A 19495-nucleotide genomic window follows, 5' to 3' on the forward strand; every position below is an offset into this window, starting at 1 on the left:
GTGCCGACCTTGTCTAGATAGCCGTGAAGTGCTCGAACTGCCAGGGACAGAAATCGCCCTCGGGTTTATGGAACAGGGCGTTGGTGGTATCCAGCGGCGTCCAGTCGGTCTGGATGCCTTCGAGTCGCCCAAGAAACGGCAAGGCGATCTCCAGTACCCGGCGATGGTCCATCTGCTCCGGTTCGATTATCCCTCGCGCTGGGTTCTCGATCGCCCAGATGATGCCCGAATACACTCCCGCCGCGACCTGCAGGCTGGTGGCGGTATTGAAGGGGGCGATCTGCCGGGCCTGGTCGATGCTCAGGATCGACCCATACCAATAGGCGTTCAGCCCGTGCCCCATGAGCAACACCCCAAGGGCATCGACCCCGCCAGAGGCGATTTCGTCGGCCATGATCCGCTTGCTGTCCTGGGCCCGCCAGCCACGGCCGATGTACTCGTGCACCGATAGCAAGGCATCGTCGCAAGGGTGATAGGCGTAGTGCACGGTGGGACGGTAGAGCAGCACGTCATTGTCCCTGACCGCCAGGAAGTCGGGAATCGAGATGGCTTCGTTATGGGTGATCAGCAGGCCAGTGCAAGGGCCGCCGTTGGGCGTCCAGGTCTTGACCGGGACCGAAGCCCCCGGGCGTTCGAGGTAGATCGCATTGTTCGAGCCGAACTGGTGATGCCGGGCGAACGGCGGCCAGGTTCTTTCATGGGAGCCCCAGCCCAGCTCCGCCGGTTGGCCGGCCTCGCTGATGAAGCCATCGACCGACCAGGTATTGACGAACTCGCCGTCGGACTTGATTTGCGTGGAGCGCTGGGTATCGCGCTCGGCGATGTGGATCACCTTGACGTTCAAGGCCATCGCCAATTCGTTCCAGGCCGGCTCGCCGTCGACCTTGGGCACAGCGACCGCCAGTTTCCCGGCCAGCTCCAGCAGCGCTGCCTTGACGAAGTGCGAGACCAGCCCGGGGTTGGCGCCATGGGTGAGCACCGCAGTGGGGCCCGGGCCGAGTTCCTCTGCCAGGGCCAGCAACTGATCACGCAGGGCGTAGTTGGAGCGCTGCGAGGTCGTCAGGCTCGGGGAGTCGTAGAGGCCCTCCCAAGGCTCGATGCAAGTATCCAGGTACAGCGCGCCTTGTTCGTGGGCGAGCCGAATCAGCTCGGCGCTGCTGACATTGACCGACAGGTTGACGATGAAGTCTCCCGGCGCCACTACATCGCGCAGCACGCTGTGGAGATTGTCCGGGGTCAGTGCCAGATCGATGAAGTCGACTCCCAGCGCAACGAACGGCTGGTGCTGCTTGAGATCCGGGGCGATCACCACTACCTGCGCCAGGTCGAACTGGCGGGTTTTCATGAACAACCCAAGGGTGGCCCTGGCGATGGAGCCAAAACCGATGAAAACCAACTTTGCGGAGAAATTAGCGTCCTGACTCATCACACCACCTCCATGCTGGATACAGGCTCTTCCAGGTGTTGGCTGCCAGCCGTGGCAGTTTCACTGAAGTCCGGGATACGGCCGACGCTGAAGTACTGTTCCCACTCGCAGAAGATCTTCGGGACATAGATCAACGGCATGTCATGCCGATACAGCTCCTTCACGGATTCGGCAAAGGCCGGGTCCTGATGGTTGGCGAACCAGTACTGGTTGTCGTCATGCAGGTAGACCGGGCATTTGCTCACATCGGTCATCTTGATGTAATTGTCCAGAGTCCTTTGTGCAATGCTCTGCCAGCCATGCAATACCATCTTGTAGAGTTCGCCGCGTTGCGTCGCCGACAACTCGAAGACTTCTCGCTGAAACTTCTGCAGGCTCATGTCGCGACAGAACATCGAGAAGGCATATACATCCGAGTTGAAGTTGACGGCGGGAATGGGCGCCGCCATCAACGGGTCGTAAAGTTCATCGTCGATATCATCCGACTGCGGACAGAACGCCACCGCATCGAAGTCTTCGAACAATATCTTGGCGTTGGTAACCGGACAGGTCAGGTAGAGCTTCTTGTTCAGCGCCTTGCCTGTCGCCAGCTCTTCGGCGGAGAACTCGCCAAGGGGACTGAACAGTGCCGACAGGCGCCGTACCTCCTGGGCCACGCTGTAGGACTTCTGCTCTTGGCTGGTGGTCGGGCAGATGATCAGGCAGGCCACCGTCTCGCGGGCCTCCAGGGCCCGGACGTAATCATCGAAGATGTCCCGGGCATCCTGCGTGGTGCGGGCGATAGCCAGCATGTAGCGATTCTTGCTGAACTCTCGTCTTCCGGCCGCACAACCTAAACAATTGATAAACCAGCTTTTTACTTCATCCAGAAGTGCATCGTCATTCATGGGTTATCGTCCTGATAGCTTGCAGAAAGTCAAAGTAGCCAGCCTGAGTACTACCCGGCCCTCGAAGCGTCGATCCATATGACCCGGCAATTCTTACAATGAAACATTTGCCTACGCAACTAGCGCTATTAAATATCGATATAACGTGATCGCGACCGGTTCGAAGGGAGTTCGAATTGCGCAGGCGAAGAACATCGCCGCTTTTAATTCAGTAGTTAAAAGAGCTGCTATAACGTTTTTGCAACTTCATCAGGGGGCGATATTCGTCGACTGGCTGGGATGTCATAAGTTGCCGACGAGACACCATGACCTGCCAGCAGAATCCCATTGCCGTGAAGCCGGATGCGGTCCTGAACCGGTTCATCTTGCGCTCGTCGATGCGCTACCAGACAACTTCAGCCACTTGGCGGGGCCGGGATTTCAGTGCAAAAAAACTGCACTTAAGCAGCATTATTATGAATTTGCCAGCCAGGGCATTCAGCGGCAAACTGCGCCCGTTCCTCCCCCAAATGTTGGAACGTTCAAGGGCTTTCTGGTGATCCAGACAAGCCCTTCTTTTTGCCCGCCGTCTGGAAATGGATCGTTTTTGTCGATGTTCGCCCGCTGGAAACCCGCCGCCATCAATACCCGCCCCCTGGAATGGAGCCGCGCCGCCATCGGCATGGCCCTGGGGACCCTGTTCAGTGTCTGGTTCTGCGCCCAGGTGTTCGGCATGCCCGTGGCCGTGCACCTGATCGGCCCCCTCGGCGCCTCGGCGGTGCTGCTGTTTGCAGTGTCCTCCGGGGCCCTGGCACAACCCTGGTCGATCCTTGGCGGCTACCTGTGTGCCGCGGTGATGGCGCTATTGGCGGCCCAGGTGCTGGGACGTAGCCTGGGCAGCGCCTGTCTGGCTGCGGGCATGGCAGTGGTGCTGATGTGCTGGCTACGTTGCTTGCATCCGCCCGCTGGTGCGGTGGCCCTGACCCTGGTGCTGGCCGACCCGGACAGCATCGCCCTGGGCTGGCTGGAGCTGGGGCCGGTGATGCTGGCCGCCGCCAGCCTGCTGGCCAGCGCCCTGGCCTATAACAACCTGACCCGCACTCGCTACCCCAAGGGGCCGAGCGAGCCACCGGCCGTCCTGGTTCCATCCTCTGCCGCCGACAGCCTGGCGATCACCGCCGCCGACCTGAAGCTGGCCCTGGAGGAAATGGAAGAGTTCTTCGACGTCACGCCCGAGGATCTCGAGCAGTTGGTTCACGCCAGCGAGGCCCATGCCCGGCGTCGCAGCATCGGCCAGGTGCTGGCCTCGGCTCCCGAGCCACGCCCCTGAGGCGGTGCTTGCCGCGGGCCCAGGCCGAAACGCCCGTCAGATGATCGGCGACCAGCGCTGGGACCAGTCGGTGTCCTGCCCGATCACTTCGCGCAAGACCTCGAAGGCTTGCTGCAAGGAAGCCGAATCGCGCTCCCGGGCATATAGCAGGTAGGTGGGGAAACTGAACTCCGGGGCCTTCTCCACTCGCTCCAGCACGCCGCTGTCCAGGTAGCTCTGGACCACCCGGGTACGGAAGTAGCCACTGCCGCCGGAATCGAGGATGAACTGCAGCGCCAAGGGCCCAAGGTTGAAACCCACTGCGGCCTTGGCCTGTTCAGGCAGCGCGGCGTCGTGCTGGCGCCGGAAATCCTCGCCCCAGTCGATATAAACATAGGGCTCCGGGCGTCCGGCCAGGCGCACCAGGATCAGTTTTTCCTCCAGCAGCTGCTCAACCTGCAAGCCTGGCGAGTACAGCGGCTGGAACACCAGCGCCGCATCCAGCACGCCCAACTCCAATTGACGCTGCAGGCTCGCACCATCGCCGATCTGGGTCCGCACCGCATGGTTGGGCAAAGCCTGGCGCAGGCGCCGTACCCAGTGCAGCATCAGCGGATTGCACAGGCTCAATTCGCCGCCGACATGCAGCACATTGCGATAACCCGCCAAGAGCGGCAGGTCGCGCTGGGCCGCTTCCCAGGTCTGCACCAGTTGGTTGGCATAGGCGATGAAGGCTTCGCCATCGGCCGTGGGCCGGGCCCCGGCCCGGTTGCGCACCAGCAGCTTGCAGTTGAGCTGCCCCTCCAGATTCTGTACCCGGGCACTGATGGCGGTCTGGGTCAGGTGCAGGCGCTCGGCCGCGGCGATCAGGCTGCCGCTGCGAACGATTTCCAGGAAGGTGCGGGCCAGGTCGATATCCATACTGCCTCGAGAGCATCAAAGTCGAGCGCCATTGTAGCGGCCCGCCTGCGGGGAACCAGTAGCCGCGTTCGGAGATTCACCCACGGCTGCGGCACTGGCGATACTGACCGCAAACTAACAGCCAGGATATCTTCATCAAAGCCAAGTAACTTCCTATTCCCGCAAAGCCGCAGAATGATTGACCCGGCAATATAAATTACAACTTCGAAATGTTACTTTGTGAAATATTCAGCGCATATTGGCAAACGAATTTTTCACAAAACACCCACTGATTATCGACATGCACGACCCAAGAATTAACCCGTTGTTAACCTTGGAACTCGCCAATGTCGCGATCAGAAAAATCAACTTCTAAACATCCATTAAAGCAACTTCCACGTTACTTGCTGGTAGGCGCGATCGCCACCGCGGCTCATTACGCGGTGTTCCTGCTGCTACTCGGTCCCCTGCCGGCGCTGTTGGCCAGTTTGCTGGGCGCCGGCCTGGGAACCTGGCTCAGCTACCAGGGCAACAAGCGCTGGACCTTTCCCCGGGGCGACTACCAGGCTCGCAGCGACCAGGCCTTGCGCTTCTGCGTGACGGCCGCCGCCTACAACCTCGGCAACGCCTTGCTGATGCTGTGCCTGCTGGCCCTGGCACCGGACTCGCCGTTATCGATGCAACTACTGAGTACTTTCTGCCTGACCTTGGGCAGCTACTGGATCAACCGGACCTGGACTTTTAAAAATGAAACTGCCTAGCCATGTGCAAGTAGACAATCAACAACTCATCAGTGTCATTGTCTGCTGTTACAACGAAGCCCATGTATTACCGGAATTCCACCATCGTTTGATGTTGGTATTGAGCGCCCTGCCGGTGGCCTATGAAGTCCTGTATGTCAACGACGGCAGCCATGACGGAAGTTACGAACTGCTGGAACAGTTCTGCCGCGTGCCCCGGGTGCGTTGTTTGAACTTGAGCCGCAACTTCGGCAAGGAATCGGCAATGTCCGCCGGCATCGACTATGCGGCCGGGGATGCGGTGTTGTTCATCGATGCCGACCTGCAGGACCCGCCGGAGCTGATCCCGGCCATGGTCCGCCACTGGCTGGCCGGCCACGACATCGTCAACATGCAGCGCAGCGACCGGCGTGAGGATACCGCCGGCAAGCGCCTGAGCGCCCAGCTCTACTACAAACTGATGAACCTGCTGGTGGACAAGTACCCGGTGCCGCCGGATGTCAGCGATTTCCGCCTGATCGGTCCCGCGCCGCTGAACGCCCTGCGCAACATGCCCGAGCGGGCGACCTTGATGAAGGGCCTGGTCAATTGGCTGGGCTTCAAGACCGTGGAGATTCCCTACCAGAGGGCCCGGCGCAAGGCTGGCGAATCGAAGTGGAGCCCCATGGCCCTGGTGGACCTGGCGATGGAGGGAGTCCTGGCCTTCTCCCGCAAGCCCCTGCGCTGGTTCAGCGTGCTCAGCCTGGCCACCCTGCTGCTGACCTGTTCCTATCTGTTGCACCAGTGGTTCGCCGACGCCTTCAGCATCGATCACCTGATCCTCGGCGCCATGGCCCTGGCACTGGTGGGCATCGCCATGGTCGGCGAATACATCGGCGCCGCGCTGGTCGAGGTCAAGCGCCGGCCGCTGTACTTCCTGCGCAGCACCTTCGGCGGCTTCCCCCGCCAATTGCCAGCACCTTCCACGACCCGGGCCGACGAACAAGAAGTGCTTCGATGAACAGACTTTCCACCCGCCACCTGTGGTGGCTGTTGTTGGCCATCCTCGGCCTGCGCCTGCTGACCCTGGGCCTGTATCCGTTGATGGACACCTCCGAAGCGCGCTATGCCGAGATGGCGCGCAAGATGCTGGAACTCGATGATTGGGTGACCCCGATGTTCGACTACGGCGTGCCGTTCTGGGGCAAGCCGCCGTTGGCCTTCTGGAGCCAGGCCCTGGGCATGCAGTGGCTGGGCATCAACGAGCTGGCCGTGCGCCTGCCCGCCTGGCTGTTCCATATAGCCAGTTGCCTGTTGCTGATCCGCTTTGCCCGCGAAGAATACGACGAGCGCGTCGGCCTCTTGGCGGCCATCCTGTTCTCCAGTTCCGGCCTGGGATTACTGGCCGCCGGCGTGGTATTGACCGACCCGGCCTTGAGCTACGCGATCCTCCTGGCCAGCTACGGTTTCTGGCGCGGCACGGTACATGGCCAACGGGCCTGGGCTGTGGCCGGGTTCTTCGGCCTCGGCCTGGGGCTGTTGGCCAAGGGGCCGCTGGTATTGGTGCTGGTGGGAGCCCAGGCCGGGCTCTGGACCCTGTTCAACCGGCAGTGGCGCGCCCTGCTGAACCTGCCCTGGTTCAGCGGCCTGGGGGTGATGCTCCTGGTGTCCGTTCCCTGGTACCTGTGGGCCGAATGGCGCACGCCCGGGTTCCTCGACTACTTCCTGGTGGGCGAGCACTGGAAACGCTATGTGGTCAGCGACTGGCCTGGCGATCTGTACGGCAGCGCCCATGAGCGGCCCTACGCCAGTATCTGGCTGGAGCTGCTGATGGCACTGCTGCCCTGGAGCCTGTTGCTGCCGCTGCTGTACCGGGTCTATCGCCGGTTCGCCCGCATGGACCTGCGCCTGAGCTTCATCAGCTTGTGGGCCCTGGTCACCCCGCTGTTCTTCACCTTCTCCGGCAATATCCTGTGGACCTACGTCCTGCCCGCCCTGCCCGCCTGGTGCCTGCTGCTGGCATTAGCGCTGACCACGCCACGGCATGCCGATGGCAAGACAGTCTCGCCCTGGTGGCTGGGATTGGCCCTGCTACTGCCACTGGGCCTGCTGTTCACCGTGACCCATGGCGCGGCCCTGCAACGCCCGCAGAACCAGCAAGCCATGGCCCAGGCCTGGAACGACCTGCAAGCCAGCCAGCCGGCGCCACTGTATTACTGGGGCCGACGCTCGTACTCGGCGCAGTTCTACACCGCCGGGCAAGCCCAGCGGATCGAGAGCCTGGATGAATTGCCGATCGATCAGGCTTTCTACCTGGTACGACGGCAGAAGGACCTCGCGCCGGTCAGTGGGCAGCTGGCGGCCCTGGGCTGTGAAGAACGCCTGCGGGCCAGCCAGAGCGTGCTGTTCAAGTGCCCGGCGCAGGGTCCTAGGCCACTTGGCGCTGGCGTGCCGGCACCGCCAGGCTGACCGCCCGCACCGAGGCCCCGGCGCCTAGCCCCAGGGCATGGGCGCTGGCGGCCTCGACGATCAGCGTGCCCGCGGCAACCCGCGCCGGCGCGGCGGTAATCCGGCACGCCGCGAACTGGCGATTATGGATCAGGTATGGCTTGGCCTGGTCCCCCGGGATGCCAATGCCCAATTGCAGCACCTGGCTGTCGCGCACCGCGCGGATATCGCCGGTGGCGCATTCGATCAGCGGCCCGCCATCGAAGATGTCGATGTAGTCCCGAAAACCGAAGCCCTCGGCCTTGAGCATGCCCAGCGCCGGCTCGGTATTGGGATGCACCCGGCCGATCACCGCCCGCGCCGCCTCCGGAAGCAGGCAGGTGGGCAGCGGAAACTTGGGCATCAGTTCGGCGATGAAGGTCTTGTTGCCCAGGCCGGTGAGATGGTCGGCAGCGGCGAAGTCCATCTTGAAGAAATGCCGCCCCACTGCCTCCCAGAACGGCGATACACCATGCTCGTCGCAATAACCGCGCATCTCGGCGATCACCTTGTCGCCGAAATGCTGGCGGTATTCGGCCAGGAACAAAAAGCGCGCCTTGGACAGCAAGCGTCCGTTCAGTCCGTTGCGATGCCCCGCGTGCAGGAACAACGAACACAACTCGGAATGGCCGGTCATGTCGTTGCCCAGGAACAGCGTCGGCAACTGGCGGTTGATCCCCAATGCTCGGGATGTGGCGGCCAGCGATCCGAGGCGGTAGTTGTACCAGGGCTCGCGCATGCCCACTGCCCCCGCCAGGGCGCAGATGCCCACCACCTGGCACTGGGAGTCCTCGAGCACGAACAGGTAATCGGTGTCGGCCCGTTCGGCCTGCCCGGCGAAGGTCCTGTGCGCCCACTCCAGGCGCTGGCCGAGGCGCCCGGCATCGGCGGGCAAGGTGGTGAGGCCGGCCCCGGCGCTGCGGGCCAGGAGCAAGAGAGCCGGCAGGTCGGCCAGGGATGCGGGACGAACGATCATGACAAGGGCCTCCGGCAGGGTCGGGATGGAACAGGCACGACAGTGATGGCGCACCAGCATAGTGACGGCGCACACTGGAAACCGGGCCCAGATCAAGAGCATCCATGGGTTTTTTCCGCCGCGACCGGCGAGCCTCGACGCGCTGTCCCCACTGCTCGGGCCAAGGCTGCAGTCCCCGCTCCAGGGGCCTTCACCTGGTGTTCGCGGGGCTGGTCCGACCATGCAAAAATGCACAGCCGACCTGCAGCTTTCCGGGTTGTACAAGGCAAATTTGCACTGATACGATCCGCCGATGCTCGTCCGCGAGCCTCATATAAAGACAATAAAAGCAGGGAGTTAGTGATGACTGCTCAGGTTTCATCCCACACGGCCCGGGAACTCGATGCGCCTCAGGACGAGGTGCTGGTCGAGGTGCGCAACCACATCGGCCACCTGACCCTCAATCGCCCCGCCGGTCTCAACGCCATCACCCTGTCCATGGTGCGTACCTTGCAACGGCAACTGGATGCCTGGGCCCAGGCTCCGGAAATCCATGCAGTGGTGCTGCGCGGCGCCGGTGAAAAAGCCTTTTGCGCCGGCGGCGATATCCGCTCGCTGTACGACAGCTACAAGAGCGGCGGCACCCTGCACGAAGAGTTCTTCGTCGAGGAGTACGCCCTGGACCTGGCGATCCATCACTACCGCAAGCCAGTGCTGGCGCTGATGGACGGTTTCGTCCTCGGCGGCGGCATGGGCCTGGTGCAAGGTGCGGATCTGCGGGTGGTGACCGAACGCAGCCGCCTGGCGATGCCGGAAGTGGCCATCGGTTATTTCCCGGACGTCGGCGGCAGTTATTTCCTCTCACGCATCCCCGGCGAGCTGGGCACCTATCTGGGGGTCAGCGGCGTGCAGATCCGCGCTGCCGACGCCCTGTATTGCGGCCTGGCTGACTGGCACCTGGAAAGCGACAAGCTGGCCCTGCTCGACCAGCGCCTGGACCGCCTGCAGTGGAGCCATTCGCCGCTCAAGGACCTGCAGGGGCTGCTGGCCAAGCTCGGCGTCCAGGCCCTGCCCGACGCGCCTCTGGCCAGCCTGCGCCCGGCCATCGACCATTTCTTCGCCCTGCCCGACGTGCCAGCCATCGTCGAGCAACTGCGCAGCGTGAGCGTGGCCGATAGCCACGAATGGGCACTGGCCACCGCCGACCTGCTCGAGACCCGCTCGCCACTGGCCATGGCCGTGACCCTGGAGATGCTGCGCCAGGGCTGGCACCTGGCCCTGGAACAATGCTTCGCGCTGGAGCTGCACCTGGACCGCCAGTGGTTCGAGCGTGGCGACCTGATGGAGGGCGTACGTGCCCTGATCATCGACAAAGACAAGACCCCGCACTGGAATCCGCCGACCCTGGCAGCCCTCGAGGCTGACCGGGTAGCGAGCTTCTTCAGCGGTTTCGACGGCAGCGGGAGCTGAACTCATGCACGACATCGAATTGACCGAAGAACAAGTGATGATCCGCGACATGGCCCGGGATTTCGCCCGCGGCGAGATCGCGCCCCATGCCCAGGCCTGGGAAAAGGCCGGCTGGATCGACGACGCCCTGGTCCGCAAGATGGGCGAACTGGGCCTGCTGGGCATGGTGGTCCCCGAACAATGGGGCGGCAGCTACCTGGACTACGTGGCCTATGCCCTGGCCGTGGAAGAGATCGCCGCTGGCGACGGCGCCACCGGCGCGCTGATGAGCATCCACAACTCGGTGGGTTGCGGGCCGATCCTCAACTACGGCAGCCAAGAGCAGAAGCAGGCCTGGCTGCCACGCCTGGCCAGTGGCGAGGCCATCGGCTGCTTCTGCCTGACCGAACCCCAGGCCGGCTCCGAGGCTCACAACCTCAAGACCCGCGCCGAACTGCGCGACGGCCAATGGGTGATCAACGGCGCCAAGCAGTTCGTCAGCAACGGCAAGCGTGCGCAACTGGCTATCGTCTTCGCCGTCACCGATCCGGAGTTGGGCAAGAAAGGTCTGTCGGCATTCCTGGTCCCCACCGACACCCCGGGCTTCATCGTCGACCGCACCGAGCACAAGATGGGCATCCGCGCCTCCGACACCTGCGCCGTGACCCTCAACCAGTGCAGCGTGCCGGCCGCCAACCTGCTGGGCGAACGCGGCAAGGGCCTGGCCATCGCCCTGTCCAACCTCGAAGGCGGGCGCATCGGCATCGCCGCCCAGGCCCTGGGGATCGCCCGGGCCGCCTTCGAAGCGTCCCTGGCTTATGCCCGCGACCGGGTGCAGTTCGGCAAGCCGATCATCGAACACCAGAGCATCGCCAACCTGCTGGCGGACATGCACACCCGGATCAACGCCGCCCGCTTGCTGATCCTGCATGCCGCCCGCCTGCGCAGCGCCGGCCAGCCCTGCCTGTCCGAAGCTTCCCAGGCCAAGCTGTTCGCCTCGGAGATGGCCGAGAAGGTCTGCTCTTCGGCCATGCAGATCCACGGTGGCTATGGCTACCTGGAGGACTACCCGGTGGAACGCTACTACCGCGACGCAAGGATCACCCAGATCTACGAAGGCTCCAGCGAGATCCAGCGCATGCTGATCGCCCGTGAGTTGAAGCACTACCTGGTCTGATTGATCAAGAACCTCGCGGGCATGGCGCTCCTGCAGGGACGCCATGTCCGCGATGGCATTCTTGAAGACACAAAAAAATCGCAGCTAAAGCTGCGATTTTTTTATCTCCGCGAACCGCCTCAGCGGTCCTTGAACTGCGGCTCGCGCTTGGCGATGAAGGCGGCCATGCCTTCCTTCTGGTCCTGGGTGGCGAAGGCAGCATGGAACACCCGGCGCTCGAAGCGCACGCCTTCGGACAGGCTGACCTCGAAAGCGCGGTTCACGCTTTCCTTGATCATCATGCTTACCGGCACCGACTTGCCGGCGATCAGCGCGGCGACCTTCAGTGCTTCTTCCACCAACTCGTCGGCCGGCACGATACGCGCGACGATGCCGCAACGCTCAGCTTCCACGGCGTCGATGAAACGTCCCGTCAGGCACAGTTCCATCGCCTTGGCCTTGCCCACGGCGCGGGTCAGGCGCTGGGTACCGCCCATGCCCGGCAGCACGCCTAGGTTGATTTCCGGCTGGCCGAACTTGGCGTTGTCGCCGGCCAGGATGAAGTCGCACATCAGTGCCAGTTCGCAACCGCCACCCAAGGCAAAGCCATTGACCGCGGCGATGATCGGCTTGCGCCGGTTGGCCACTCGATCGCTATCGCTGAACAGGTCGTCGAGATAGATCTGCGGATAGGTCAGCTCGGCCATTTCCTTGATGTCGGCGCCGGCGGCGAAGGCTTTCTTCGAGCCGGTGATGACGATGCAGCCGATTTGCGGGTCGGCTTCCAGGCGATCCAGGGCCTGGTTGATCTCGCCGACGATCTGCGCGTTGAGCGCGTTCAAGGCTTGCGGGCGGTTGAGGGTGATCAGGCCGACCCGGTCCTTGATATCCAACAGAATGGTTTCGTAGCTCATGAATCAGCTCCTGCTAAAAGTCAGAGATTGCGCGAAATGACCATGCGCTGAATGTCGCTGGTGCCTTCATAGATCTGGCAGATCCGTACGTCACGGTAGATCCGCTCCAGCGGGAAGTCGCTCAAATAGCCATAGCCGCCCAGGGTTTGCAAGGCCGCGGAACAGACCTTCTCGGCCATCTCCGAGGCGAACAGCTTGGCCATCGAGGCCTCCACCAGGGCCGGCTTGCCGCTGTCGCGCAGCGCGGCGGCGTAATGCACCATCTGCCGCGCCACGGCGATCTGGGTGGCCATGTCCGCCAGGCGGAAAGCCACGGCTTGGTGCTCGATGATCGGCTGGCCGAAGGTCTCGCGCTCGCGGGCGTAGTCGCGCGCCGCCTCGAACGCGGCGCGGGCCATGCCCACCGACTGCGAAGCGATACCGACCCGGCCGCCTTCGAGGTTGGCCAGGGCGATCTTGTAGCCCTCGCCCTCCGCCCCCAGGCGGTTGGCCACCGGTACCTTCACGTCTTCGAAGAGGATCTGGCAGGTGTCGGAAGCGTGCTGGCCGAGCTTGTCCTCGATCCGCGCGACCTTATAGCCCGGCGCGTCGGTGGGCACGATGAACGCGCTGATACCGCGCTTGCCCGCCGCCGGATCGGTGACCGCGAAGACGATCACCACCCCGGCGTTCTGCCCCGAGGTGATGAACTGCTTGCAGCCGTTGAGCACATAGTGGTCGCCGTCGCGGCGGGCCCGGGTCTTCAGGCTGCTGGCATCGGAGCCGGCCTGGGGTTCGGTCAGGGCGAAGGCCCCGAGCATGCTGCCGCTGGCCAGGGGCTTGAGGAAGCGCTCCTTCTGGTCATCATTGCCAAACTTGAGGATCGGCACGCAACCCACCGAGTTGTGCACGCTCATGATGGTGGAACAGGCGCCATCGCCGGCGGCGACTTCCTCCAGGGCCATGGCATAGGCCAGGTAACCGGTGTCGCAACCGCCCCACTGCTCTGGCACCAGCATGCCGAAGAAGCCCATCTCGGCCATCTCGGCGATGGCTTCCCTGGGAAAGCGATGCTCGCGGTCCCAGTCAGCGGAAAAAGGCTTGAGACGCTCCTGGGCGAATAGCCGGGCCGCATCGCTGATCTGTTGTTGTTCGTCATTGGGCAACATGGCAGGTCCTCGTTACAGGCATTCGATGGCCATGGCCGTGGCTTCGCCACCGCCGATGCAGATCGCGGCCACGCCACGCTTGAGGCCCTTCTGGCGCAGGGCCGAGAGCAGGGTCACCAGGATCCGTGCGCCAGAGGCGCCGATCGGATGGCCCAGGGCACAAGCACCGCCGTGCACGTTGACCTTGTCATGGGGGATTTCCAGCTTGCTCATGGTCACCAGGCTGACCACGGCGAAAGCCTCGTTGATCTCGAACAGATCCACTTGGTCCAGGGACCAGCCGGTCTTCTTCATCAGGCGCTCGATAGCACCGACCGGAGCCACCGGGAACAGGCCCGGGGTATCGGCGAAGGCCGCATGGCCATGGATCACCGCCAGTGGCTTGAGCCCGCGCTTCTGCGCTTCGGAACGGCGCATCAGCAGCAGCGCCGCGGCGCCGTCGGAAATCGAGCTGGAGTTGGCGGCCGTCACGCTGCCACCTTCACGGAACGCCGGCTTGAGGCTGGCGATCTTGTCCAGCTTGGCCTTGGGCGGCTGCTCGTCATCGCTGATCAGCCGGGACTCCTTGCCGATGGTCACTTGCAGGGGAACGATCTCATCCTTGAACAGGCCATCCTTGATCGCTCGCTGGGCACGGGTCAGCGACGCTATGGCGAACTCGTCCTGGACCTGGCGGGTAAAACCGTTGGCCTCGGCGCAGTCCTCGGCGAAGGTGCCCATCAGCCGGCCCTTGTCGTAGGCGTCTTCCAGGCCATCGAGGAACATGTGGTCCAGCACCTTGCCATGGCCCATGCGGTAGCCGGCCCGAGCGCGGTCCAGCAGGTACGGGGCGTTGGACATGCTCTCCATGCCGCCGGCGATCACCACCTCGGCACTGCCGGCCAGCAGCATGTCGTGGGCCAGGATGGTGGCCTCCATGCCCGAGCCGCACATCTTGTTCAGGGTTGTGCACCGGGTGCCTTTGTCCAGGCCGGCTCCCAGGGCCGCCTGGCGCGCCGGAGCCTGGCCGAGGCCGGCGGACAGCACGCAACCGAACAGCACTTCTTCAACGCTGTCGGCGGCGACCCCGGCCCGCTGCACGGCGGCGCGAATGGCCTCGGCACCCAGTTGTGGCGCGCTGAGGCCTTTCAATTCGCCCTGGAAGCCCCCCATGGGGGTACGTACGGCGCTGACGATGACAATCGGATCTTGGGCAATGGACATGATGAGTCCTCCTTACTTGGCGGCCATGCGCAAGGCGCCGTCGAGACGGATCACCTCGCCGTTGAGCATGCTGTTTTCAATGATATGCCGTACCAGCGCGGCGTACTCGGCAGGTTTGCCCAGGCGCGGTGGGAATGGCACGCCAGCGGCCAGGGAGGCCCGGACCTCGTCGCTCATGCCGGCCATCATCGGTGTTTCGAAAATGCCCGGGGCAATGGTCATCACCCGGATACCGAAGCGCGCCAGCTCGCGGGCCGCCGGCAGGGTCAGGCTGGCCACGGCGCCCTTGGAAGCGGCGTAGGCGGCTTGGCCGATCTGCCCGTCGAAGGCAGCGACGGAAGCGGTATTGATGATCACCCCGCGCTCGCCTTCGGCATCGGCCTGGCCTTCGGCGATGGCCGCGGCCGCCAGGCGCATCAGGTTGAAACTGCCGATCAGGTTGACGTTGATCACCTGGGCGAAGCTCGCCAGGGCATGGGGACCGTTCTTGCCGAGGATCTTCTCGCCCCGCACGATGCCGGCACAGCTGACCAGGCCATGGAGCCCGCCGAAGGCCTGGACCGTCGCCTGGACCGCCGCTTCGGCTGCTGCCTCCTGACTGATGTCGGCGACCACGCTCTGGCATCCCAATTGCTGCGCCTTGGCCGCCACGGCCTCGGCATTGAGGTCCACCAGCATCACCCTGGCGCCAGCGGCCACGAGCATTTCAGCGCTGGCCGCACCGAGGCCCGAGGCGCCACCACTGACGAGAAAAACCTTGTTCTGAATCTGCATCGTTCAAATCCTGTTTACGCGTTGACTGTTGCCGCCGCGGCCTCTTGAGCCTTGGCGATTTCCTGGTTGCGCAAGATAAAGCGCTGCAATTTGCCACTGGGGGTCTTGGGCAATTCGCTGACGAACTCGATTTCCCTCGGATAGGAATGGGCGGCCAGGCGCTTGCGCACATGCTGGCGCAGCTCCTCGGCCAATTCCGGGGTGGCGCGGTAACGTTCACCCAGCACCACAAAAGCCTTGATCACCTCGGTGCGCTCAGGATCGGGCTTGCCCACCACTGCCGCCTCGACCAACGCCGGATGCTCCACCAGGGCGCTTTCCACATCGAACGGGCCGACTCGGTAACCGGAGGTGGTAATGACATCGTCGCTGCGCCCGACGAAGCTGATGCTGCCGTTCGGGTTCAGCTCGACGGTATCGCCACTCAGGTAGTAATCGCCGACGAAGGCCTTGGTCGGTGCCCCGGAGTAGCCGGCGAACCAGCACATCGGCGACTGCCGGCGGTCAATGGCGAGGATTCCCGGCTGGCCGGCCCCCAGCTCGCGGTACTCTTCGTCGAGTACCACGATGCGATGGCCCGGCGAGGCGAAACCGGCGGCGCCGACATGCACTGGATGCTCCAGGGCGTGGTGGTTGCACAGCACCATGCCCAGTTCGGTCTGGCCGTAGTGGTCGTGGATCACCACCTCAAGGTGCTCGGCGAACCAGCGGATCACTTCCGGGTTCAGCGGCTCGCCGGCACTGCTGACAATGCGCAAGCGGCCCTTGATCGAACGGGCGAACTGATCACCACCGGCGATCAGCAGCCGATAGGCAGTGGGGGATCCGGTGAGGTTGGTGATGCCGTACTTGTTGATCACCCGGCAGGTACTTTCTAGGGTGAAGGGGCCGTCGTAGAAGGTGATCGGATGACCCAGGCCCAGCGGACCGGTGATGCCGAAATAGATGCCATAGGCCCAGCCCGGGTCGGCGACGTTCCAGAACGCATCTTCAGGTCGCAGGTCCACCGCATCGCGGGTATAGCTCTGGAACGCGACCATGGCCTTGAGCGGCACTTGCAGCGCCTTGGACGGTCCGGTGGTGCCCGAGGTGAACATCAGCAGGAAGGGGTCTTCGCCAGTGAGCAGCACCGGTTCGCAACGGGCCGGATATCGCTCCAGCTCGGCCCAGAAACTGAAGTCGCCACGCACGATGCCCTGCCCCTTGGCGCCAGCCACGGTGACCAGGGTCGGGCAGTTGGCGATCTCGGCGAGCTTGGGGCGGTTGACTGCGTCAGTCACCACCACCTTGGCTTCGGAGCTGCTGAGCCGATGTTCGATGGCCTTGGGCCCGAAGGCGGTGAACAGCGGTTGGTACACCGCGCCAATGCGCCAGGTGGCCAGGACCGTGATCAACAGCTCGACATTGCGCGGCAAAAGGCCTGCGACCTTGTCGCCCCTGCCTACGCCCTGGGCCAGGAGGAAGTTGGCCAGGCGCCCGGCCTTGTCTTGCAGATCGGTGAAGGTGTAGCTGGCGCTGCTGCCGTCCTTGCCCTCCCAGAACAATGCGATGCGACCGGGCAATGCATGCCGGTCACAACACTCGACGCAGGCATTGAGCGCCTGCAGCGACCCGGCGAGGGTGGCATCGACGGTGTGCTGGTAGTTGAAGTTTGCGGTGGCGGACAGGTAATCGCGCATTGCCAGAAGCCCTCGTTGTTCTTATAGCAGGCCGTTGAAAAACGTCGACGAGGCAGCCAGCGCCAGGCAAAGCAGGCGAAAAAGCGCAGTTTACGCGTGGTAAATGAGCATTTTGAGCCTGTTTTTAACGCAGCGATGGCAACGCAGGCAGTTTTTCAACGGCCTGATAGGGGGAACCTCATCAGAATCAACGAAATACTGGCGCCAGGGCCCTGGCCGGACAATGGTCAAAGCTGTCAAGTTGCGTGACCGGTTTGGCCAAGGGTCAGGCCGGCACGTTGAGGATCAGGCTGCGATAGTGCCCGGGATTGGAGCCGGACCACTTGCGAAACGCCTTGTAGAACGAACTGGTATCGGCAAATCCCAGGCGCTCGGCGATCTCGGCGAAGCTGATCTGCGGCTCGGCCAGCCAGACGATGGCCAGCTCCTTGCGTACCCCATCCTTGAGGGCCTGGTAGCTCTGCCCCTCCTCGGCCAGGCGCCGGCGCAGCGTCGAGGCGGAAATGCACAGGCTCTGGGCCAGGCTCTCGGCTTCCGGCCACTGCTCCCCCGGCAACTGCCGCAGCTGTTGCTTGATACGGCTGGCCAGGCTCTGCGGGTCGCGGTACTTGACCAGGATATTGGCCGGGGCATGACCGAGGAAGCGCTTGAGCTCCTCGTCGCTGCGCTTGATCGGCAGGTCCAGGCAATCGGCGGCGATGATCATCCGCGTGCGCGGCCGGTCGAAGCGCAGGTTGTCGGAGAACATCACCCGATAGTCGTCGCAAAAGTCCGGCTGCGGGCAGCGCAGCTCGATGGCCAGGATCGGGATTCGCCGTCCGGCCAGCCAGCAAGCCACCCCATGGACGATCATCCAGTAAGTGAAATAGGTGAAGGCCCGGCGCGAAGGCACCTCCTCCAGCAACACGATCTCCGCCAGGCTCTGCTGGCGCACCAGTTGCGCCGGCAGGTGTTCGAGCATCAGCGACAGGAATCCCAGCACCGAATCCAGGCCCTGGGCCAGGGTCGGCTGGGCCATGGCCGAACGACAGAGAAATGCCAGGCTGCCGGACTTGAGCTTGCGCGGGTCCATGCCGAAGAATTCATCGTCCAGCCTCCTGGCCAGCAAGCGCCAGAGCCGCGCATAGGCGCTGGCTGGCACCCGACCGGTGCCCTGTTGCAAGCCGGCCGGATCGATGCCGACCTTGTGCAGTACTTCATCGGTGGCGGCGCCCGGAGCGCAGCTTTGCAACAGCGCTTCGCGCACCAGTTGCAAGGAGATGGTGTCTTTTTCCGACATCGTGAACAGAGATTTCCAACGCAAGGGACCAGGACGGCCATCTTAGGCAGTGAAGCGCAAAAAGCCAGTGGACCTTGGGCTATAAGCTCGTGCTGGCTGCCGATAGCTGATCCACAGGCAATGAAGGATCGAAAACCCCACGACGCTCGCTCTATCATGCACCACCCGGCGCCTGGCGCCCGGGCGGCCCGCCAACCGCTGCGCAAGTCCATGGACAGCAACTGGCAACCCCTTGCAGAGCGAATGACTATGTATCTGGTGTGTGGTGAAGCGCTGTTCGACTTCTTCAGCGCGGACGAGGCCGGAGCCCCGGCCAACAAGGTGGCCTTCCAGGCGATCGCCGGTGGCTCGCCATTCAACGTGGCGGTGGGCCTGCGCCGCCTGGGCGTCGATGTGGCATTGCTGGCGGGGTTATCCCGGGACTACCTGGGCCAACGCCTACGACAGGTGCTGGACGACGAAGGCGTGGACACTGGCTACCTGCAGGAATTCGACGCCCCCAGCACCCTGGCCATGGTGGCCGTGGGCGCCGACGGCTCTCCCCACTACAGCTTTCGCGGCGAAGGATGTGCCGATCGCCAGCTCCTGGTCGAACATCTACCAGAGCTGGACGAACAGGTGCGCGGGTTGCACATCGGCTCCTACTCCCTGGTGGTACAACCGATTGCCGACACCTTGTTGGCACTGGCAAGGCGCGAGCGGGGCCGGCGCCTGATCAGCCTCGACCCCAATGTGCGGCTTGGCCCGCAACCGGACATCCAGCTATGGCGCCAGCGCATCGATGAACTGGCCGGACAGGCCGACCTGATCAAGGTCAGCGACGAAGACCTCGAGCAGCTGTACCCCGGGCAGGCACCCGAAGTGCTGATCCGCGGTTGGCTGCAAGGCAGCGCCAAGCTGGTGTTCCTGACCCGTGGCAGCCAGGGCGCGACGGTCTTCAGCCAGCGGCATGGCCACTGGTCGGTCGCGACGCCCAAAGTGCAGGTGGCCGACACCGTGGGCGCCGGCGATACCTTCCAGGCAGCGTTGATCACCTGGCTGACCGAGCAAGGACTGGACTCGCCCCTGGGTCTTGAGCAGCTGGAGCGCGAGCAGATCGACGCCCTGCTGCGCTTCGCCGTCAACGCCGCGGCCCTGACCTGCACCCGTACCGGGCCGGACCTGCCGTACCGCCACCAGTTGACCTGAACCGCTCCCTGTAGCTGCTGCCACGGGCTGCGTGGCAGATGCT

18 protein-coding genes are annotated in these 19495 nt (G+C 63.7%); 8 read left to right on the plus strand and 10 right to left on the minus strand.

Going from position 1 to position 19495, the window contains the following annotated elements; translation table 11 throughout:
- Positions 1-13: 13 nt before the first annotated feature.
- Both C4K40_RS16000 and C4K40_RS16005 read right to left on the minus strand, forming a co-directional pair.
- The gene (locus tag C4K40_RS16000; RefSeq protein WP_053130138.1) at positions 14-1426 is read right to left on the minus strand and encodes a saccharopine dehydrogenase C-terminal domain-containing protein; all 1413 of its coding nucleotides are present in this window, start codon (positions 1424-1426) and stop codon (positions 14-16) included.
- Positions 1426-2217, minus strand: coding sequence for a hypothetical protein (locus C4K40_RS16005; RefSeq protein WP_053130141.1), 792 nt, complete (start codon positions 2215-2217; stop codon positions 1426-1428). Before C4K40_RS16005 ends, C4K40_RS16000 begins: the two co-directional genes overlap by 1 nt.
- A 401-nt stretch (positions 2218-2618) precedes the next feature.
- Here C4K40_RS16005 and C4K40_RS16010 point away from each other — a divergent pair, with 401 nt between their 5' ends.
- Both C4K40_RS16010 and C4K40_RS16015 read left to right on the plus strand, forming a co-directional pair.
- Complete coding sequence (locus C4K40_RS16010; protein WP_124421322.1) at positions 2619-2852, plus strand: hypothetical protein; 234 nt, start codon at positions 2619-2621, stop codon at positions 2850-2852.
- A gap of 53 nt (positions 2853-2905) precedes the next feature.
- Complete coding sequence (locus C4K40_RS16015) at positions 2906-3622, plus strand: HPP family protein (protein WP_053130144.1); 717 nt, start codon at positions 2906-2908, stop codon at positions 3620-3622.
- A gap of 36 nt (positions 3623-3658) precedes the next feature.
- Here C4K40_RS16015 and C4K40_RS16020 read toward each other — a convergent pair whose 3' ends face one another.
- Entirely contained in the window at positions 3659-4522 is an 864-nt protein-coding gene (locus C4K40_RS16020; protein ID WP_053130147.1) for a LysR family transcriptional regulator, read from the minus strand.
- Positions 4523-4905: 383 nt separating this feature from the next.
- Between C4K40_RS16020 and C4K40_RS16025 the strand changes: the two genes are divergently transcribed.
- Genes C4K40_RS16025 through C4K40_RS16035 form a run of 3 tightly spaced genes read left to right on the plus strand, consistent with a single transcriptional unit; the run spans position 4906 to position 7689 of the window.
- The gene (locus C4K40_RS16025; protein ID WP_053130150.1) at positions 4906-5262 is read left to right on the plus strand and encodes a GtrA family protein; all 357 of its coding nucleotides are present in this window, start codon (positions 4906-4908) and stop codon (positions 5260-5262) included.
- Complete coding sequence (locus C4K40_RS16030) at positions 5249-6241, plus strand: glycosyltransferase family 2 protein (RefSeq protein ID WP_053130153.1); 993 nt, start codon at positions 5249-5251, stop codon at positions 6239-6241. Before C4K40_RS16025 ends, C4K40_RS16030 begins: the two co-directional genes overlap by 14 nt.
- Positions 6238-7689: a glycosyltransferase family 39 protein gene (locus C4K40_RS16035; protein ID WP_053130156.1), complete on the plus strand. Its 1452-nt coding sequence runs from the start codon at positions 6238-6240 to the stop codon at positions 7687-7689. The genes C4K40_RS16030 and C4K40_RS16035 overlap by 4 nt, the downstream gene beginning before the upstream one ends.
- Here the strand turns inward: C4K40_RS16035 and astA are convergent.
- Positions 7649-8683, minus strand: a complete 1035-nt coding sequence (gene astA, locus C4K40_RS16040) for an arginine N-succinyltransferase (protein WP_053131364.1) — start codon at positions 8681-8683, stop codon at positions 7649-7651. The two genes, C4K40_RS16035 and astA, sit on opposite strands and share 41 nt — an antisense overlap.
- Positions 8684-9025: 342 nt before the next feature.
- Between astA and C4K40_RS16045 the strand changes: the two genes are divergently transcribed.
- Together C4K40_RS16045 and C4K40_RS16050 are read left to right on the plus strand one after the other, a co-directional pair.
- Positions 9026-10132 (plus strand): enoyl-CoA hydratase/isomerase family protein, encoded by a 1107-nt coding sequence (locus C4K40_RS16045; RefSeq protein WP_053130159.1) that lies wholly within the window; start codon positions 9026-9028, stop codon positions 10130-10132.
- 4 nt (positions 10133-10136) lie between these two features.
- Positions 10137-11288 carry an acyl-CoA dehydrogenase family protein gene (locus C4K40_RS16050; protein ID WP_022644526.1) on the plus strand — a complete coding sequence of 384 codons (1152 nt, stop codon included), beginning with the start codon at positions 10137-10139 and terminating at the stop codon, positions 11286-11288.
- Between the two features lie 119 nt (positions 11289-11407).
- Here C4K40_RS16050 and C4K40_RS16055 read toward each other — a convergent pair whose 3' ends face one another.
- From C4K40_RS16055 to C4K40_RS16080, 6 genes are all read right to left on the minus strand, one after another.
- Positions 11408-12181 (minus strand): enoyl-CoA hydratase, encoded by a 774-nt coding sequence (locus tag C4K40_RS16055; protein WP_022644527.1) that lies wholly within the window; start codon positions 12179-12181, stop codon positions 11408-11410.
- Between the two features lie 20 nt (positions 12182-12201).
- Positions 12202-13329 (minus strand): acyl-CoA dehydrogenase, encoded by a 1128-nt coding sequence (locus C4K40_RS16060; RefSeq protein WP_022644528.1) that lies wholly within the window; start codon positions 13327-13329, stop codon positions 12202-12204.
- A 12-nt stretch (positions 13330-13341) separates the two neighbouring features.
- Positions 13342-14532 carry an acetyl-CoA C-acyltransferase gene (locus C4K40_RS16065; protein ID WP_053130161.1) on the minus strand — a complete coding sequence of 397 codons (1191 nt, stop codon included), beginning with the start codon at positions 14530-14532 and terminating at the stop codon, positions 13342-13344.
- 12 nt (positions 14533-14544) lie between these two features.
- Complete coding sequence (locus C4K40_RS16070) at positions 14545-15306, minus strand: SDR family NAD(P)-dependent oxidoreductase (RefSeq protein ID WP_053130164.1); 762 nt, start codon at positions 15304-15306, stop codon at positions 14545-14547.
- Positions 15307-15320: 14 nt separating this feature from the next.
- Positions 15321-16985 (minus strand): AMP-binding protein, encoded by a 1665-nt coding sequence (locus C4K40_RS16075; protein ID WP_053130167.1) that lies wholly within the window; start codon positions 16983-16985, stop codon positions 15321-15323.
- A 265-nt stretch (positions 16986-17250) separates the two neighbouring features.
- The gene (locus C4K40_RS16080; protein WP_053130170.1) at positions 17251-18264 is read right to left on the minus strand and encodes an AraC family transcriptional regulator; all 1014 of its coding nucleotides are present in this window, start codon (positions 18262-18264) and stop codon (positions 17251-17253) included.
- 249 nt (positions 18265-18513) lie between these two features.
- Between C4K40_RS16080 and C4K40_RS16085 the strand changes: the two genes are divergently transcribed.
- A complete protein-coding gene (locus C4K40_RS16085; RefSeq protein ID WP_053131367.1) occupies positions 18514-19452 on the plus strand; it encodes a carbohydrate kinase in 939 nt (312 codons plus the stop codon).
- Positions 19453-19495 lie beyond the last annotated feature (43 nt).

The sequence above is a fragment of the Pseudomonas sp. CMR5c genome (genome assembly GCF_003850545.1).
Classification (GTDB): domain Bacteria; phylum Pseudomonadota; class Gammaproteobacteria; order Pseudomonadales; family Pseudomonadaceae; genus Aquipseudomonas; species Aquipseudomonas piscis.

What these genes read in the sequence shown, in the direction of transcription:
- C4K40_RS16000 (WP_053130138.1), bottom strand. Translation starts at nt 1,426, where the DNA reads ATGAGTCAGGACGCTAATTTCTCCGCAAAGTTGGTTTTCATCGGTTTT.
- C4K40_RS16005 (WP_053130141.1), bottom strand. Translation starts at nt 2,217, where the DNA reads ATGCTGGCTATCGCCCGCACCACGCAGGATGCCCGGGACATCTTCGAT.
- C4K40_RS16010 (WP_124421322.1), top strand. Translation starts at nt 2,619, where the DNA reads ATGACCTGCCAGCAGAATCCCATTGCCGTGAAGCCGGATGCGGTCCTG.
- C4K40_RS16015 (WP_053130144.1), top strand. Translation starts at nt 2,906, where the DNA reads ATGTTCGCCCGCTGGAAACCCGCCGCCATCAATACCCGCCCCCTGGAA.
- C4K40_RS16020 (WP_053130147.1), bottom strand. Translation starts at nt 4,522, where the DNA reads ATGGATATCGACCTGGCCCGCACCTTCCTGGAAATCGTTCGCAGCGGC.
- C4K40_RS16030 (WP_053130153.1), top strand. Translation starts at nt 5,249, where the DNA reads ATGAAACTGCCTAGCCATGTGCAAGTAGACAATCAACAACTCATCAGT.
- C4K40_RS16035 (WP_053130156.1), top strand. Translation starts at nt 6,238, where the DNA reads ATGAACAGACTTTCCACCCGCCACCTGTGGTGGCTGTTGTTGGCCATC.
- astA (WP_053131364.1), bottom strand. Translation starts at nt 8,683, where the DNA reads ATGATCGTTCGTCCCGCATCCCTGGCCGACCTGCCGGCTCTCTTGCTC.
- C4K40_RS16045 (WP_053130159.1), top strand. Translation starts at nt 9,026, where the DNA reads ATGACTGCTCAGGTTTCATCCCACACGGCCCGGGAACTCGATGCGCCT.
- C4K40_RS16050 (WP_022644526.1), top strand. Translation starts at nt 10,137, where the DNA reads ATGCACGACATCGAATTGACCGAAGAACAAGTGATGATCCGCGACATG.
- C4K40_RS16055 (WP_022644527.1), bottom strand. Translation starts at nt 12,181, where the DNA reads ATGAGCTACGAAACCATTCTGTTGGATATCAAGGACCGGGTCGGCCTG.
- C4K40_RS16060 (WP_022644528.1), bottom strand. Translation starts at nt 13,329, where the DNA reads ATGTTGCCCAATGACGAACAACAACAGATCAGCGATGCGGCCCGGCTA.
- C4K40_RS16065 (WP_053130161.1), bottom strand. Translation starts at nt 14,532, where the DNA reads ATGTCCATTGCCCAAGATCCGATTGTCATCGTCAGCGCCGTACGTACC.
- C4K40_RS16070 (WP_053130164.1), bottom strand. Translation starts at nt 15,306, where the DNA reads ATGCAGATTCAGAACAAGGTTTTTCTCGTCAGTGGTGGCGCCTCGGGC.
- C4K40_RS16075 (WP_053130167.1), bottom strand. Translation starts at nt 16,985, where the DNA reads ATGCGCGATTACCTGTCCGCCACCGCAAACTTCAACTACCAGCACACC.
- C4K40_RS16080 (WP_053130170.1), bottom strand. Translation starts at nt 18,264, where the DNA reads ATGTCGGAAAAAGACACCATCTCCTTGCAACTGGTGCGCGAAGCGCTG.
- C4K40_RS16085 (WP_053131367.1), top strand. Translation starts at nt 18,514, where the DNA reads ATGTATCTGGTGTGTGGTGAAGCGCTGTTCGACTTCTTCAGCGCGGAC.